Origin of the sequence: Serratia sp. NGAS9 (genome assembly GCF_009905295.1) — a bacterium.
In the GTDB taxonomy this organism is placed as follows: domain Bacteria; phylum Pseudomonadota; class Gammaproteobacteria; order Enterobacterales; family Enterobacteriaceae; genus Serratia; species Serratia bockelmannii.
Genome location: NZ_CP047605.1, coordinates 1,845,583 through 1,860,574 on the forward strand (window position 1 = coordinate 1,845,583; position 14,992 = coordinate 1,860,574).

General features: G+C 59.7%; 15 protein-coding genes. 4 read left to right on the forward strand and 11 right to left on the reverse strand.

Features of this window, described 5'->3' with window-relative positions:
• Positions 1-45: 45 nt before the first annotated feature.
• Positions 46-549, reverse strand: a complete 504-nt coding sequence (locus GUC32_RS08860; protein ID WP_025302336.1) for a DedA family protein — start codon at positions 547-549, stop codon at positions 46-48.
• Between the two features lie 74 nt (positions 550-623).
• Positions 624-1,937 carry an MFS transporter gene (locus tag GUC32_RS08865; RefSeq protein ID WP_369435686.1) on the reverse strand — a complete coding sequence of 438 codons (1,314 nt, stop codon included), beginning with the start codon at positions 1,935-1,937 and terminating at the stop codon, positions 624-626.
• A 384-nt stretch (positions 1,938-2,321) separates the two neighbouring features.
• Here GUC32_RS08865 and GUC32_RS08870 point away from each other — a divergent pair, with 384 nt between their 5' ends.
• Positions 2,322-2,624, forward strand: a complete 303-nt coding sequence (locus GUC32_RS08870; protein WP_025302338.1) for a putative quinol monooxygenase — start codon at positions 2,322-2,324, stop codon at positions 2,622-2,624.
• Positions 2,625-2,735: 111 nt separating this feature from the next.
• Here GUC32_RS08870 and GUC32_RS08875 read toward each other — a convergent pair whose 3' ends face one another.
• From GUC32_RS08875 to GUC32_RS08905, 7 genes are all read right to left on the reverse strand, one after another.
• Positions 2,736-3,296: a hypothetical protein gene (locus tag GUC32_RS08875; RefSeq protein ID WP_151428768.1), complete on the reverse strand. Its 561-nt coding sequence runs from the start codon at positions 3,294-3,296 to the stop codon at positions 2,736-2,738.
• Complete coding sequence (locus tag GUC32_RS08880; RefSeq protein ID WP_049204278.1) at positions 3,280-3,846, reverse strand: GNAT family N-acetyltransferase; 567 nt, start codon at positions 3,844-3,846, stop codon at positions 3,280-3,282. The genes GUC32_RS08875 and GUC32_RS08880 overlap by 17 nt, the downstream gene beginning before the upstream one ends.
• 123 nt (positions 3,847-3,969) lie before the next feature.
• Positions 3,970-4,689, reverse strand: a complete 720-nt coding sequence (locus GUC32_RS08885; RefSeq protein ID WP_025302341.1) for an enoyl-CoA hydratase-related protein — start codon at positions 4,687-4,689, stop codon at positions 3,970-3,972.
• Positions 4,682-5,854 (reverse strand): MFS transporter, encoded by a 1,173-nt coding sequence (locus GUC32_RS08890; RefSeq protein WP_043141814.1) that lies wholly within the window; start codon positions 5,852-5,854, stop codon positions 4,682-4,684. Before GUC32_RS08890 ends, GUC32_RS08885 begins: the two co-directional genes overlap by 8 nt.
• Complete coding sequence (gene hemA, locus GUC32_RS08895) at positions 5,851-7,062, reverse strand: 5-aminolevulinate synthase (RefSeq protein ID WP_015377390.1); 1,212 nt, start codon at positions 7,060-7,062, stop codon at positions 5,851-5,853. The genes GUC32_RS08890 and hemA overlap by 4 nt, the downstream gene beginning before the upstream one ends.
• Before the next feature lie 15 nt (positions 7,063-7,077).
• Positions 7,078-8,289: an acetyl-CoA C-acyltransferase gene (locus tag GUC32_RS08900; protein WP_346419679.1), complete on the reverse strand. Its 1,212-nt coding sequence runs from the start codon at positions 8,287-8,289 to the stop codon at positions 7,078-7,080.
• A gap of 9 nt (positions 8,290-8,298) precedes the next feature.
• Positions 8,299-9,828, reverse strand: a complete 1,530-nt coding sequence (locus GUC32_RS08905) for a 3-hydroxyacyl-CoA dehydrogenase NAD-binding domain-containing protein (RefSeq protein WP_148123305.1) — start codon at positions 9,826-9,828, stop codon at positions 8,299-8,301.
• Positions 9,829-10,162: 334 nt separating this feature from the next.
• Between GUC32_RS08905 and GUC32_RS08910 the strand changes: the two genes are divergently transcribed.
• From GUC32_RS08910 to GUC32_RS08920, 3 genes are all read left to right on the forward strand, one after another.
• Positions 10,163-10,879 carry a LuxR family transcriptional regulator gene (locus GUC32_RS08910; RefSeq protein WP_025302346.1) on the forward strand — a complete coding sequence of 239 codons (717 nt, stop codon included), beginning with the start codon at positions 10,163-10,165 and terminating at the stop codon, positions 10,877-10,879.
• A gap of 180 nt (positions 10,880-11,059) precedes the next feature.
• Entirely contained in the window at positions 11,060-11,488 is a 429-nt protein-coding gene (locus GUC32_RS08915) for a universal stress protein (protein ID WP_025302347.1), read from the forward strand.
• 177 nt (positions 11,489-11,665) lie between these two features.
• Entirely contained in the window at positions 11,666-12,346 is a 681-nt protein-coding gene (locus tag GUC32_RS08920) for a hypothetical protein (protein WP_025302348.1), read from the forward strand.
• Positions 12,347-12,391: 45 nt separating this feature from the next.
• Here GUC32_RS08920 and GUC32_RS08925 read toward each other — a convergent pair whose 3' ends face one another.
• On the reverse strand, positions 12,392-13,405 hold the full coding sequence (locus tag GUC32_RS08925) for an Ldh family oxidoreductase (RefSeq protein WP_025302349.1): 1,014 nt from the start codon (positions 13,403-13,405) through the stop codon (positions 12,392-12,394).
• A gap of 19 nt (positions 13,406-13,424) precedes the next feature.
• Positions 13,425-14,990 (reverse strand): APC family permease, encoded by a 1,566-nt coding sequence (locus GUC32_RS08930; RefSeq protein WP_025302350.1) that lies wholly within the window; start codon positions 14,988-14,990, stop codon positions 13,425-13,427.
• Positions 14,991-14,992: the final 2 nt, after the last annotated feature.

A 14,992-nucleotide genomic window follows, 5' to 3' on the forward strand; every position in this document is an offset into this window, starting at 1 on the left:
CAACGTCGGCGCAGGGATGGGGTATTTGCCCAAGAATCTTTCAGGTCAAGAAGCGGGGAATAAATGCGCGGCCGACATCAAGAGGAGTGCCCAAACGGCGGCTGAAAGCGCGGCGGTGGCATAGACGTGCCTCGCCGGCAGTTGCAGCATGCCGGCCATCAGCGGCACGGTGTAGCGCATCACCGCCAGGAAACGCGAGGCGAACAGCAGCGGTAGCCCGCGCTTTTGCAAGGAACGTTGCGCTTTGTGCAGCGGAGTGTGAAAGCGTGCCGGCAGCCGGCGGCCAAGATCGTGGCGGCACAGCAGCGCGCCGCCGTGGAACGACAAGATCGATCCCAACGTGGCGCCGAGGGCGATGGCCGCCCAAACGGCACCGAGGGGCAGCGTGTGTTTGCCTGCAAGGATGCCTACCAGCAGCGTCACCGAGGCGGGCGGCAAGGCGGAAGACACCACGATCACGGATTTTCCCAGCGCGAACAGGAAAATCAGCAGCAGCAACATCTCCGGTTCCGGGCTGTATTTAGCGATAATGTGCGTCAATTCATCCATTTAATACCTGCGGGGGAGAGGGCTGAGTGCCAGTGTCCCATCCGCAGGTTCAATAATGGCTAAATAACGCGCCGCTATCCGGCAATCTCTGCGTCTTGCTTGCTCACGTCGGCGCGCCGGTTTCTGAGCGCCCACAACAGCGTGGCGCACAGCAGTGAAAAGGCGGCCAGCACCAGTGGCCCGGCATGCGGGCTGTGAAAACGCTGTTCCGCCTCCGTGCGGATCAGCGGGGCTAAGAAGCTGAATGCGGCGCCGAGCGTGGTGCAAAAACCGATGCCGGCCGCCAGCGCCGGGCCGGTGAGCACCTGCGCGGGAAACGTCCAGAAAATCGGCTGTACCGCCAGGAAACTGACTGCGCAGCAGCTCAGGGCGACGATAGCGAGCAGAGGGCCGGCATAGGAAGAAACGACCAACCCCAGCGCTGCCGCGACCATGCACCCCACGGCGATCGGTAATCTTCTGGCGGTTTTTCTGTCGGCATAGGGCGGCAGGAAATAGACGCCCAGCGCGGAGAACGCCCAGGGAATGGCGGCCACCAGCGAGGCCTTGAAACCGAGATGGGTGCCCATCAGCGAGGCGACCTGCGACGGCAGGAAAAACATCAGGCCGTACACGCCGATTTGCAGGGTGCCGTAGATCAACGCCAGATGCCAAACGGTGCCGCTTCTCATTGCCGCTTTGACGCTGCTGGTTTCGGTCTGCTGCTGTTCGTCAGCCAACTGTGTGACCAATGCCGTGCGTTCTTCCTCGGTCAAAAAGCGAGCCTGCCGAGGGTTATCGTCGAGATAGAAAAAGGCGAAGACGCCGAGGGCGACGGCCGGCAGCCCTTCCAGCACGAACATCCAGAACCAGCCGGGTTTACCCAACACGCCGTGCATCTCCAGCAATGCCCCCGACAGCGGTGAGCCGAGCGTCAGGGCCGCCGGCACGCCGAGCACGAAAATGCCAATGACCGAGGCGCGCACCTTATTGGGAAAATAGATCGACGCCAGCAACAGGATGCCAGGGTAAAAGCCGGCTTCGGCGATCCCCAGCAGAAACCGCAGGATGATAAATTGCTGTTCGTTGGTCACCAGCCCGGTACAGGCCGACAGCGCCCCCCACAGTGCTGTGGTGGCGCTAAGCCAGCGTTTGGCGCCCCAGCGGTTCATCAGCAGGTTGGCTGGGATGCCGAACAGCGCATAGGCGGCAAAAAATATCCCGGCGCCCAATGCGAAGGCGGATTGCGACAGCGCGATGTCGATAGCCATCGCGTCCTTGGCAAAGCCGACGTTAACCCTGTCGATAAACGCGATGAAGTACATGGCGAACATCAAGGGCACCAGTCTGCGCCAGGTTTTGCGGATGGCGGCGTTGAGCGCTGGAACGGCATAGGTGGCGTGATTCACTGGCGATAACCTCTCTTCTGAGAATGACAAGCGTCGGTCATAAGGACCGTCCTGGCGCCGTTGCCCTCAACACGACGGTCACAGCGGATTTTCTTCGTGAGATATAAAGGTCTAAAGGACTAATGGTCAGGCCTTTAAGGGCGAAAAAAATGCCGCGTATCGGGTCGGCAGGTTGATGCAGACATCACCATAGTGAATGGTGTGTTGCTTTTTTGTTAATAAAACGTTCACACAGGGCTATGGCGCGTTCAAGCGTTTTGATCGAGATCTGTGTGCGTTATCACCGAATTGGCAACCCGGTGATAGACCTGGAGTAGGGCGCTTTCATCTCGGGAGTGAGGACGATAAGGTGAAGCACGGCAAAACAGAATGCAGGAGCGCAACATGCTGAAGGTCATCGCTGAAGATTTTATCCAGCCGGAACACATTGACACCGTTATGCCATGGTATCGCGAGCTGGTGGCGAAAACCCGTCAAGAGCCGCTGTGCATCAGTTATGAACTGTGCATCGACCAGCAGGATCCCGGGCACTTTATTTTTATCGAAAGCTGGCCGGACCGCGCCGCCCTGGACGTGCATTGTCAGACCGAGCATTTCACCCGGCTGGTGCCGCAGATCAATCAGTATCAGCGCAAGCCTTGCACCTTCTTGTTTATGCAGGTGTTTCCTGAAACAGGCGATAAATAGGCGAAAAAATCCCCGCAGGGGGCGGGGTTAATGGCTTCTCAACACTATCTTGTTGTGATTAAAAAATAGGCTGATAATGATTTTCATTCTCTAAGAATGCTCTTAAATTAATCAATCAGGTGAATGATTCGCCGTCTGCTTTTCGCTGGCGGTTTTAATGGCGCGCAGCATGCGGCGTCTTATCAACCCGCTCACCAGGCGAATAGCATACCAATACGGGGTAAACCGCCGCCGGCTGGCGTCGTCGGGGCAGAAGATGCGCGTTTCCGTCACCAGACGGCAGCGCCCACCCTCGAGGGGACTCACGACATACCCCAGCGCCAGTTTGGCGACGCCGGGCTGAGCGAAGGCCAGAAAGCCCGCTCCGTCAGCGACCTGCTCCAGACCGTATTCAGCCTGCCAAAAGCGGCCGATCAGGCCATAGACCAACGCGCTGTCATCTTGCTCAAGCAGGCAAAAGTTATGCAGGCCAAACGGCGGCGGGCTGGGCTTATCGCGTGGCATCAGCCGCGCGGGCAATTCGCGCAGCGCTATCATGCTGCGGAAGAAACGATCGTGCTTGGGATCGTAGGCGGCCACGGCCGCCAGGATCCGCGCCTGCGGCGCGGCGATGGCGATCGCATGCCGTTCCGAGAACTGGTATTGCCCAAGGTATTTATTCAGCAGCGTCATGCCTTGCATTCTCCCGCCATTCGCTTTGCAGCAGGGCAAAGCCGAATTCGTCGCCCCATGCGCCTTTGAAAAACACGTTTTGCCGCCAATAGGCCTCGCGGCGAAAACCCAACTTGCCGAACAGTGTGGCGGCGCCAAGATTACGCGTGTCCACCACCGCAGTAATACGGTGCTTCGCCAGCGCCCCGAACAGCAGAGCGATGACGGCGCTCAGCGCCTCGCGCGCCAGCCCTTGCCGCTGGTGGCTGGGCGCGAAGGTCACGCCCAGTTCAGCCTGGCGCCCCTCATCGAAGAAATGCACCGCAACATCGCCGAGCAACGCGCCGTCCTCACGGCGCTCGACCGCCAGCTGGAACCAGCTATCGTCACGGTTGAACGCGAGCTGCCGTTGCCGTTCGAAAAAGGCCTGCGCATCGGTGGCGCTGTAGTCGCTCCAGCTTTGATAGCGCGCCACGTCAGGGTGACTGCGGTAGGCGGTAAAGTGGGGCAGATCGTCGGCCGTGAACGGGCGCAGGATCAGTCTGGGGGTCTGCAGAGGCAAAAGGCGCATTATTTTTCCTTATCAGCGCATTAGGACTACCGGCAGTGTAACCCAGCACCGAGAAGCGGGCTGCGTAAAATGAGCGGTGGAGGACAAACGGTAAATGCCGGTTCAGACGAACCGGCAGGGGCATTATCGGCGGGCGGCGGCCTGACGCAGGCGCTCGACCGGGCCTTGTTGAAAATCGAATGAGGGGGCTTCTTGCCGTGCCAGCCCCTGGCGCACGATGGCCTTCACCGCTTGGCTGGCAGCAAGATCTTTTCCGGCGATCTGTTCGGCGATGCGCAGCGCTTCTTCCCGGGCCGTCCCCTCGCTGATACGGGAAATGGCGCCGTGTGACAGCGCCTCCTGTGCGCCGACGGTTCTGCCGGTCAGCAGCCAGTCGAGCGCGACATAGGGGGAGATACGCGTCGGCAAGCGCGCGCACCCACCTTGTGCGGCGACTAACCCGAGCCCGGTTTCGGGGAAGCTGAAGCGTGCGTTCTGGCCGGCGACGATCAGATCGCACGCCAGCGCCAGCTCAAATCCGCCTCCGTACGCGATGCCGTCAACGGCGGCGATGATCACCTTGGCAATCTGTGCATGGATCAGCCCGCCAAACCCCTCCGGCGTGACGATGGGCAGTTCACCCTGATGAAAGGCGTTGATATCCATGCCGGCGGAAAATACCGCCGGTTGGCCGGCCAGCACGATCGCTCGCACCGAGTCATCGTTATCCGCCTGCCGCAGGTAGGTGCGGATCAACTCGGCCATCTGCAGGTTGATGGCGTTCTTTTTTTCCTGCCGATTAAGGGTGATGACCGCAACCTGCGCGCCATGGCGCTCATAAAGCACCGGAAGAACTTCACTCATCGCTGGCTTCTCCCCGGAAAAACAACAGCGTCAGCAGCAGGGCGATGGCGCCGAGCGGCAGCGAAAACAGCGGCAGGTAATAGGCCGGCAGCGCGTAGAGCGTCAGGCCGCCCAGCATCCCGCCCGCCGCGATGCCGGCGTACAACACCGAGCTGTTGAGCGACACGGTCAGCGCGCCAAAGCGTTTCGATAGCGACAACAGGTGATGCTGGATCGGTACCAGGTACATCCAGCCGGTAATGCCCCAGACGAGGAAGATGGCCAGTACCCACCAGGGCGAGGTGACATAAAAGGCCAGCAGAAACAGAGACAGCGTCTGGATCGCCACGGAAAACAGCAGCACGAACTTGCTGCCGAGGGCATCGGTTAACGCGCCGGAGGCAAAATTGCCGATCACCGCGCCAATGCCGAACACCAGCAGCGCGAGGGGCAGGATCGCCTCAGGGCCGAACTGGGTGTTTTTCAGCAACACGCTGACGTAGCTGTAGACGATGTGTTCCGAGCAAACGGCAAAAAAGGTGATCAGCAGCGTAGTCAGCACCGCCTTTTGCCGCAGCGGGGCGAGCCGCTCTTTCAGCGAATGCTTGCCCGATGGCGCAATGGCGCGCAGCGCCAACGACAGGCCCAGCAGCGCAATCGCCCCCAGCAGGGCGATGAACAGAAAGATTTCACGCCAGCCAATCAGTTTGGCGAGAAAGGTACCGAACGGAATGCCGAGCGCAATAGCCAACGTCATGCCGCCATAGACGATGGAAATAGCCAGGCCGCGGCGTTTTTCCGCCACCAGCCCCACCGCGGCGGCGGCGGCCTGCGGCGTGTAACAGGCCGCCCCCAATGCCGCCAGCACTCTGCCGAACGCGATCTGCAGATAGCTGGTGGCCCAGGCGCAGGCCAGGTTGCCGGCGATGAACAGCACCAGCGCCAACTGCAGGATATGCTTGCGGTTGACGTTGCCCAGCAGCCAGGCGGTGAGGGGGGCGAACAGCATATAGGCCAGCGCGAATACCGATATCAACTGCCCCGCTTGCGCGGGGCTGACGGCAAAGGTGTCGGAAATATCGCTGAGTACGCCGGCGACGATAAAAGCGTCGGTGCCGATGGCGAAGGTACCGGTCGCCATCAGGCAGAGCGTGATCAGATGGCCGTTATAATCCGCTAACTTCATCCTGCCCTCCGCAGATCGTTCGCTGCCCAGACCCGGCCTAGTGCCGCCAGGAAGGTCTCCACGTCGGCATGGGAATGTGCCGAGGTCGGCGTTACCCGCAGTCGCTCGCTGCCTGCGGGCACCGTCGGGGCATTGACCGGTTGCACGTAAATATCATGCTCATCGAGCAGCACTTTACTGATGTGTTTGTTGCGGTGCGGATCGCCGACCAGCAGCGGCAGGATATGGCTGTCTGCCGACACCAGCGGGATGCCGGCGGCGCGCAGGCCGGTCTTCAGGTGATCGACGATCGCCAGCAGGTGCTTGCGCTGGGTGTCGTGCTCGAGGTTGTATTTAAAACTGGCCAACGCGGCGGCCACCACCGGCGCCGGTGACGAGGTGCTGAAGACGAATGCTGGGGCCCAACTGCGCACTGCCTCCACCACCGAGCGGGGCGCGGCGATATAGCCGCCCGCCGCACCGTAAGACTTGCCGAATCCGCCCTGAATAATGGTGATTTTATCTAACAGGCCCAGCTGTTCGGCATAGCCCAATCCCCGTTCGCCATACACGCCGGCCGAATGAATTTCGTCGAGATAGGTCAGCGCCTGATACTGCTCCGCCAGCGCCACGATCTGCGCCAGGGGGGCAAAGTCACCGTCCATGGAATACAGCGACTCGAAGGCAATCAGCTTTGGCCGCGCCGGATCGGCGGCCTGCAGCAGCTCGGCGAGGTGTGCTACATCATTGTGGCGGAAGATTTTTTTCTCCGCTTTGCTGTAGCGAATTCCGTAAATCATCGAGGCGTGATTCAATTCGTCGGAGAACACGATCAGATCGGGAATGGCGTCGCACAGGGTGGATAAGGTGGCGTCGTTGGCGCCGAAACCGGTGGTGAACAGCAGCGCCGACTCTTTGCCGTAGGCGCTGGCCAGCAGCGTTTCCAGCTCGCTGTGGTAGACCGAAGTGCCGGAAATACTGCGGGCGCCGCAGGTGCCCAGCCCGACCCGGTTAACCGCGTCGGTGGTGGCCAGCAGCACTTTGGGGTGGTGGCTCATCGCCAGATAGTCGTTCGAGCACCAGACGTTGAGACGGCGCTCACCGTGGTGCCCGTGGCTGGTGGCCCAGGGTTTGTCCTGCACGCCGCGTTCAAGGTTGAGAAACTCGCGAAAACGCCCCTGTTTTTTGGTTTCCGCCAGCTTTTCTTCAAGAATGTTCAGTACGCTCATCGTATGTTCCTTGTGTTAAACGGCTTTAAGGTTTAATGACAGGCCCTGACCGACGCCGACGCACATCGTCACCAATGCGTTGCTTGCCTGTCGGTCGCGTAATTCCAGCGCCGCCGACAGCACCAGGCGCGCACCGGACATCCCCAGCGGATGACCGAGCGCGATGGCGCCGCCGTTCGGGTTGACCCGCGCGTCGTTGGCGTCGATGCGCCAGTGTTTCAGCGCCGCCAGAACCTGTGAGGCGAACGCTTCGTTAATCTCGATGATGTCGAAGTCGTTCAAGGTGAACCCGCCGCGCTGCAGTAAGCGCTCGGTGGAGGCGATCGGCCCCAGCCCCATCAGCGCCGGTTCAACGCCGGCGGCCGCGCTGTCGCCGATCTCCGCCAGCGGTTGCCAACCCTGGCGTTTCACGTAGCGACCGGAAGCCAATAGCAGCGCGGCGGCACCGTCGTTGATGCCGGAAGCATTGCCCGCCGTGACCGAACCGCCGGCGGAGAACGCCGGTTTCAGCGCCTGCAGCTGTTGCAACGTGCTGAGCCGAGGAAATTCATCCTGCGCGAATGTGCGGGTGGTTTTACGATCCGCCGGCACGTCCACGGGCGTGATTTCCCGCGTCAGCCGGCCGCTGTCGATCGCCCGGCGGGCTTTTTGCTGCGAGCCCAGCGCGAACAGATCCTGTTCCTCGCGTGAGATATGTTGCCGTTGGGCCACGTTTTCCGCCGTGATGCCCAGCGGGTCGCTGCCGTAGCGCTCCGCCAGCCGCGGGTTGACGAAGCGCCATCCCAACGTGGTGTCATACAGCTTCACGCCTTTGTCGAACGGCGTTTCGCCCTTGCTCAGCACATAGGGTGCGCGGCTCATGCTTTCCACACCGCCGGCCAAAACCAGTTCGCTAAGACCGCTGCGGATTTTCGCCGCGGCGTAGATCACCGCATCCAACCCGGATGCGCAAAGGCGGTTGAGGGTGATGGCCGGCACCGACGGGTCTAACCCGGAAAGCAGTGTTGCCATGCGAGCGACGTTGCGGTTGTCTTCGCCGGCCTGGTTGGCGCAGCCCAGAACCACTTCGTCCAGATTCGCTTCCGCCGCCGGATGGCGCTGCAGCAGGCCGCGAAGGATCGTCGCCGCCATGTCGTCGGGGCGGGTATGCGCCAGGCTGCCGCCATAGGCGCCGATCGCCGTGCGCGTGCCGTCGATCAGATAAACGCCGTCATCGTTAATGTTCATCATGGCTCCTCAAGGCGTGGTCGTCAGCGCCGGTTGCGCGGCGTGCAGAAGGGTGTAATGCGGCGCATAGCGCGCTGCGTGCAGCAGCTGCGCCAGATTGCTCAGCGTCGTCCTGACGTTTTTCTCCCCCAGTTTGCCGAGCCAGTCGAAAATGCCGCCGGCGTAGTTAACGCCCGCGACGGCGGCGACATCAATGTCTTCCCGGCTGCAAACGCCGCTTTCCACCATGATCACCGACTCATTGATCAGGCTGCTGAGGACACGAGCGACGATCAGCGCCGGGGAGTCTTTGATAAATTCAACCTGCGGGATCGCAGTGTGCAGCAGGCGTAAAAACAGCGCCTTATTGGCCGCAGAGGCATAGCGATTGTGCGCCGCAACCAGATACGCCGTGTCGGCGTAGTTCAGGGCGATGTCGACCACAAAAGCGTCAGCCGTCGTCTGCTCGGATAACTGGCTCGCCGTGCGGCCATCGGTGATGCTGACGGTGAATGCGTCATTGATCTGGACGGCCGGCCCCAGGCTCGGTAAGGCCGGCCGTTGTTCCACGCGCAGCTGTGGCCACTGACGTGCGGCTCGCTGTTGCAACAGGGTAAAAAAAGGGTGTTCGCCGTAAACGCGCAGCGTCTCGACGTCTGCATCGATGGCGGCCGTCACTGGCGGGGCGGTTTCTTCGGCGGCAAAATAGGAGCGGCCGTTCTTTTTCCCCAACAGACCGGCATCGACCAGCGAACGCTGCAGATGGCCGGGGGTATAGCGCGGGTCGTATTGCATGTCCTGCCAGATTTGCCGGCTGACCTGATAGTTGATGTCCTGGCCGATAAAATCGGTCAGCTCGAGCGGCCCCATGCGGAAGTGTCCGCCGGCCTTGAGGGCACGGTCGATCTGCGGCGCGCGCGCCACGTGTTCTTCCAACAGGCGGAACCCTTCCAGGTAGTAGGGGCGGGCCATGCGGTTAACGATAAACCCCGGCGTGGCCTGACAGACGACATCGCGTTTCCCCAACGCGGCCACCAGTTGACGGCAACGTTCCGTGGTGGCGTGTGCGGTAAAGTAGGCCGGGATGATTTCAATCAGTTTCATCAGCGGCGCAGGGTTGAAAAAGTGCAAACCGATAAACCGCTCGCTGTGCGTCACCGCGGTTGCCAGCTTGTTAAGCGACAGTGAGGAGGTATTGGTGGCGATCAGCGTATCGGGCTTGACCACCGCGGCGATGGCCGCCAACACCTCAAGTTTGGTTTGTTCATGCTCGGCGATGGTTTCTATCACCAACTCGCTGTCGGCGATAGCCTCAAGCGCCGTCGAGAACACCAGATTGGCCAGCACTGAGCTTTTATCCTGCAGCGCGATCTTGCCCTGTTCGACTTTCTTGTTCAGGTCTTGCGCGATATATTCGCGAGCCTGATTGAGGGTATTGCCGTTGCGATTATAAAGCACCGTACGAATGCCTTTTTGCGCGAAAAGATAAGCGATGCCTCTGCCCATCGTTCCCGCGCCGATAATCGCAGCCGATTGAATTGCCGCATTACTTTCTGCCATAGAAAATCCCCGTCACTGTATGCCATGCGAAATTCGCAAATGCTTATTATCTCTTTGGATTTACGGCGGCACCGGGTGCCTGTTTGGAAAGTAATTGGCGGTGTCCTGGCTGTCTAACGGTAGAAATGACAGGTTTACGTCCTGAAGGGATTATGCTATTCGCGTAGTTTTCCTGTTCGGCGCAATAAAAAGGCTTATTTTGAGGGGAATAGCTGTTTTCGTTATAGCGTTGGTATTTTTTATTATATGAAACGGCTACTTGCGCCGGGCGGCGATATTCTATAGTGAGTCTGACCTATCGATAATCGGCATCGCTATCTGGAGAACCTGCGTTATGGATACCCGCACTCAACGGCTCATGGCGGAGGTGATTGGCAGCCTGGCCGATCGCGAATGCTTTCTGACGCAACTGGGGCCCTGCGCCGAGGCGTTGGGGTTTGATTATTTCTCCTACATCGTGTTTTCCTGTTATCCGGCCAGCCGCCCCAAGATGCTGATCGAAGGTAATTTTTCAGCAGAGTATCTCGAAGATTATCGGCGGCAGCGGGTGTATTTGCAGGATCCGGTCATTGAGCGCGCTCACCATTCCACGCTGCAGTTCCAGTGGGACGAACGTTTTTATCACGATCGGCCGACGCTTTGGCGACGTATGGCGCAGTTTGGCCTGTGCGCCGGTTGGTCGCAGTCGGTCAAGGATTGCTATGGCAGGCTGGGGATCCTGACGTTTGCCGGCACAGCGCTACCGGAGCAAACGCCACAAGCGCGTGCGGCAAATGAAACCTTTTTCCTTTGGCTGGCGCAAACCGCCCATAAAACGCTGCGTGAAGCCTTGATATCGGTGAACGACGACGCGATAAAAGACGTGCTGACGCTGCGCGAAAAAGACATTTTACGCTGGTGCAGCGAAGGGAAAACGGCGGAAGAGATCGCGCTGTTGATGGGGGTGAGCGAGCGCACGATCAATTTCCACATAGGCAACTCGATTAAAAAACTTTCTGTCGCCAATAAGACCGCCGCCACCGCCAAAGCGGTTTATTTACAGCTGATTTAATCTCGAGAAATAAATAATTAATCGCCTATCCGTTATCGGTGTGATGTTTATATTTTGTTAAATTAAAAGCTATCCTTATCAGTATTTACCCCCCGATCACAAAAGCGTGATAAAGCGATTCACCGCGCCCGTGCGCGGCAGTATTCTGTTGGCACCCGGTTTACATAGAAAGGATGTGATATGTACAAGACTATTTTAGTGCCGATCGATATTGAAGAGGATCTGTTGACCGAGCATGCGCTGAAGCATGTGGAATATTTGGCGAAGATGTCCGGCGCTAAAGTGCATTTCTTCCATGCGCTGCCGGATGCCTCGGCTTTTGTTACTGCCTATTCGTTCGGTCTCAAGGAATTTGAGAATCAGGCGGAGGTGAAGGCGGTGGACAAACTGAAGAAAATCATGTCGGAAATCGATCTGCCGTTGGATCGCCTTAATTACACCGTCAGCTTCGGTTCTGCGCGCGATCAGGTGTTGGAACTGGCGGAAGAGATCGACGCCGACCTGATCATTATCGGTTCACGGCGCCCGAGCGTGAAAACCTATCTGCTGGGATCTAACGCCGCCGCCATCGTTCGCCATGCCAATATTTCGGTGATGGTGGTCAGATAATCCCTCTTAAGCCCACCGTTTTCGGGCGCGCTCTGCGGTTGCCGGTCTGCGGCAGAGCGTGCCTTGCGTTTTATTGCCATCTCAGTGTGAGCTGCTACGATTTTAGCTGACGTTTTTATGCCACCCGGGCCACCGGCCTTGCGCATATTCTTCATCTCAGGCAGAAGAGGGGCAGCTATGCCATTAGAAGTCGATGGGATCATTAGAGGCGATCGGGGCAGTGAACCGAGCCGTTGGCAACATGCGTCAACCAAACCGCTTATCACGCTGACCTGGCATCACACCATTCCTTGGAACTGTTTGCGTAATGTCTGGAATGGTCTGGTGGCGGGGCAGCATTGGAACGCGCTGGACGAGTTTATGAACCTGATCGGTGTGCCAAACCGTGCCGAGGTGATCACACAGATCAAGAATAAAAACCTGCAGGATCGCGATGGATTACACACTCTGGTGACCTGGCAAGGATGGAACATCGTCGAGGGGCCTGGTAATGAGTATCGTGCGCAGGGGGACGATCCCGGTGAAAACTTCGACGGTTGGTCGGGTAAGGGGATGAGCACTAATCAGCAAGCGACGCTGCAGCAGGTCAACGTGTTGTATCAGGTGATGGCGCCGCTGGGAAGTCGTGCGCTGGACGCCGCCAGACAGGCGCCGAACATTTCTGCGGAAGAAGCGAGCGTCTTGCAACGGACGATTAAACAGACCCGTCCAACGTTGCGAGGAAAGGAACCGATCCGGTGGCAAGAAGACATGTGGCATCAGGTGCAGCCGGGTAAAGAGGCGAAACACTTCGCCCGTTGGGACACCAAACCGGTGTGGCGCAAGCGCCTGCACAGCGATCTGGCTCAGGCTGGATAAGCCTTTCCCCGCGCCGGGTTGCCGGCGCGGGGCATCAATCCGGCGCTAATCGCACAGCGCCATTATTTCGTCGTACAATGTCCTGGGAATTTCCACGCCGTATTGCTCGCTCTGCCGCCGTTGTCGATAACGCCGCTCGCCGGGGATGCGTGCGCCTTGCGCCTGCATATCGGCAAACATCGCTTCTGCTCCGGCGAAATATTTCGCCTTATCCGCACCGAGAAAACGCTCGGGATCCAACGCGATGATCAACTCACCGCCGTAAGGCGACGAACCGGTGCCGTTGTCATAGGCCAGCGATTCCTTGCTGGTCATATCGCCGATCAGCGGCCCTGCCAGCAATTCAACCATCGCCGCCAGCGCCGAGCCCTTATGCCCACCGAAGGTCAGCATCGCGCCCTCCAACACGCTGGCGGCATCGGTGGACGGATTGCCTGCCTTATCAATGCCCCAGCCTTCAGGCAGCGGGGTGCCAGCGCGGTGGTGCAGTTCGATTTCGCCGCGCGCCGCCGCGCTGGTGGCCATATCGAATAAAAACGGCGGCCGATCCGGGCGTGGCCAGCCGAAGGCGATGGGGTTGGTGCCAAACAGCGGACGCGAACCGCCGGCCGGCGTCACCCACGCGTGGCTGGGTGTGCAGGCTAAGGCCACCAACCCCTGTTCGGTTAGCGGTTCTATGTCGGCCCACAGCGCGGAGAAATGCACGCAGCGGTTGATCGCCAGCGCGGCGATGCCATTGGCGCGCACCTTACCGATAAAGGCCGGCAGAGCGGTGCGGTAGGCCAGCAGGGAAAACGCGCCGCCGGCGTCGGCACGCAAGATGGCCGGCGCCTGGTCGAACAACTTGGGTACCGCATCGGCAGAGACCTTGCCTACCCGCAGCGATCGCACGCAGCCCAACAGCCGGTATAAGCCGTGAGAAGCGCAGCCGTCGCGTTCGCCCTGGGTGACATTTTGCGCCACCGCTTCGGCATGTGCCTGATTGAAACCGTTGCTGCGCAGCGTACGCAGCGCCAGTTGATAAGCCTGTTCCAACGACAGAACGTGCATGGATGTCATCTCGATGTCCCCCCTGGGTTCATTCTTCTTCATCGCCGATAAAATTGGCCTGGGGTAAACAGGTATAGGCGCCCCAGTAGTAAATCGCCAGCGCAATCACCGCCATGGTGAAGGTGTCCCACGGATGGGCAATAGCGCCGATGCCGCCGAAGCTGCTGAGGTAGGAAAGCCCGATCACCAGCGCATAGAAGACGATCAGCCACAACGAGGACCAAATTTGCTGCCGAAGGCTAACGGCGTGGGTCGGCACCTGATTTTTGAACAGGATATAGATGAAGAACATCAGGATCTGCAAGCCGAGCAGCCAGGAGACGGTGTCCCAGCCGGACCAGAAGACGATCAACGCCGAAATGATAAACGACAGCGGGCCGAGCACGCAGAAAGCGCGCACCCGGAACGGACGCGGCATATCGGGCGCATTGCGCCGCAGCCCGGCGGCGGTGACCGGGGCGATGGCGTAGCTCAACACCAGTGCGGCGGACACCACGCCGATCAGCTTTTCCCAGGACGGGAATGGCAGCGTCCAGAATACCGAGAGAGCGAAGGTCAACCACAGCGCCGGACGCGGGATACCGGACTCGCTATCCACCCGGGTGAACAGTTTGAAGAAGGTGCCGGCGCGCGCCCAACCGTAGATCACGCGAGGCGTGGCGTTCATATAGATGTTGCCGGTGCCGCTCGGCGAAACGATCGCGTCGCTGACTACCAGAAACGCCAGCCATCCCATGCCCAGCGTGATGGCGATGTCGCGGAACGGCAGGGAGAACTGTTGGCTGATGCCGGCCCAGCCACCGCTTAGCATCTCACTAGGGATACTGCCGAGAAACGCTATCTGCAGCAGCACATAGATGATGGTGGACAGCACCACCGACAGGATCAGCGCGATAGGAATGGTGCGCTGCGGCCTTTGCACCTCGCTGGCGACCGAAATGATCGGCGTCAGGCCTAGGTAGGCGAAGATGATGCCGCCGGCGGAAATGGCGGCCTCAACCCCGGCGGAACCGAAAGGGGCAAAGCCCTGGCTGTGCAGGTTTTCCGGTTTGAAAAAGCTGAACAACACCACGATCACCAGCAGAGGCACCAGAAACTTCAGCACGCTGATCAGGTTATTGGATTTGGCGAAGGTTTTGACGCTGTAGTAGTTGAGCGCGAAGAAAAAACACAGCAGCGCCAGCTGCACCAGCCAGCCGATCGCTGTTGGATCGCCGGACCCCGGCTGGCTGAGGAACGGGAACCAGGCGGCAGCGTACTGCCGGGCGGCGACGACTTCGATGGCGATCAGGCTGGAGAAGGCGATCAGCGTGATAAACCCCAGCAGATAACCCATTAGTTCACCGTGCGAGAATACCGGATAGCGAATGATGCCGCCGGCGCGCGGCAGAGCGGCGCCCAACTCGCAGTAGACGATGCCGAGCAGCAGCACCGCCAGGCCACCGATCAGCCAGGAATAGATGCCGGCCGGGCCGGCGATGGAGGAGACGTGGCTGGCGGCGAACAGCCAACCGGAGCCGAAGATGGCGCCCAGACCGATGAACGTCAGATCGGTGAGCGTAAGCTGCTTCTTGAATTTGCCTTGGGTTGTCATGG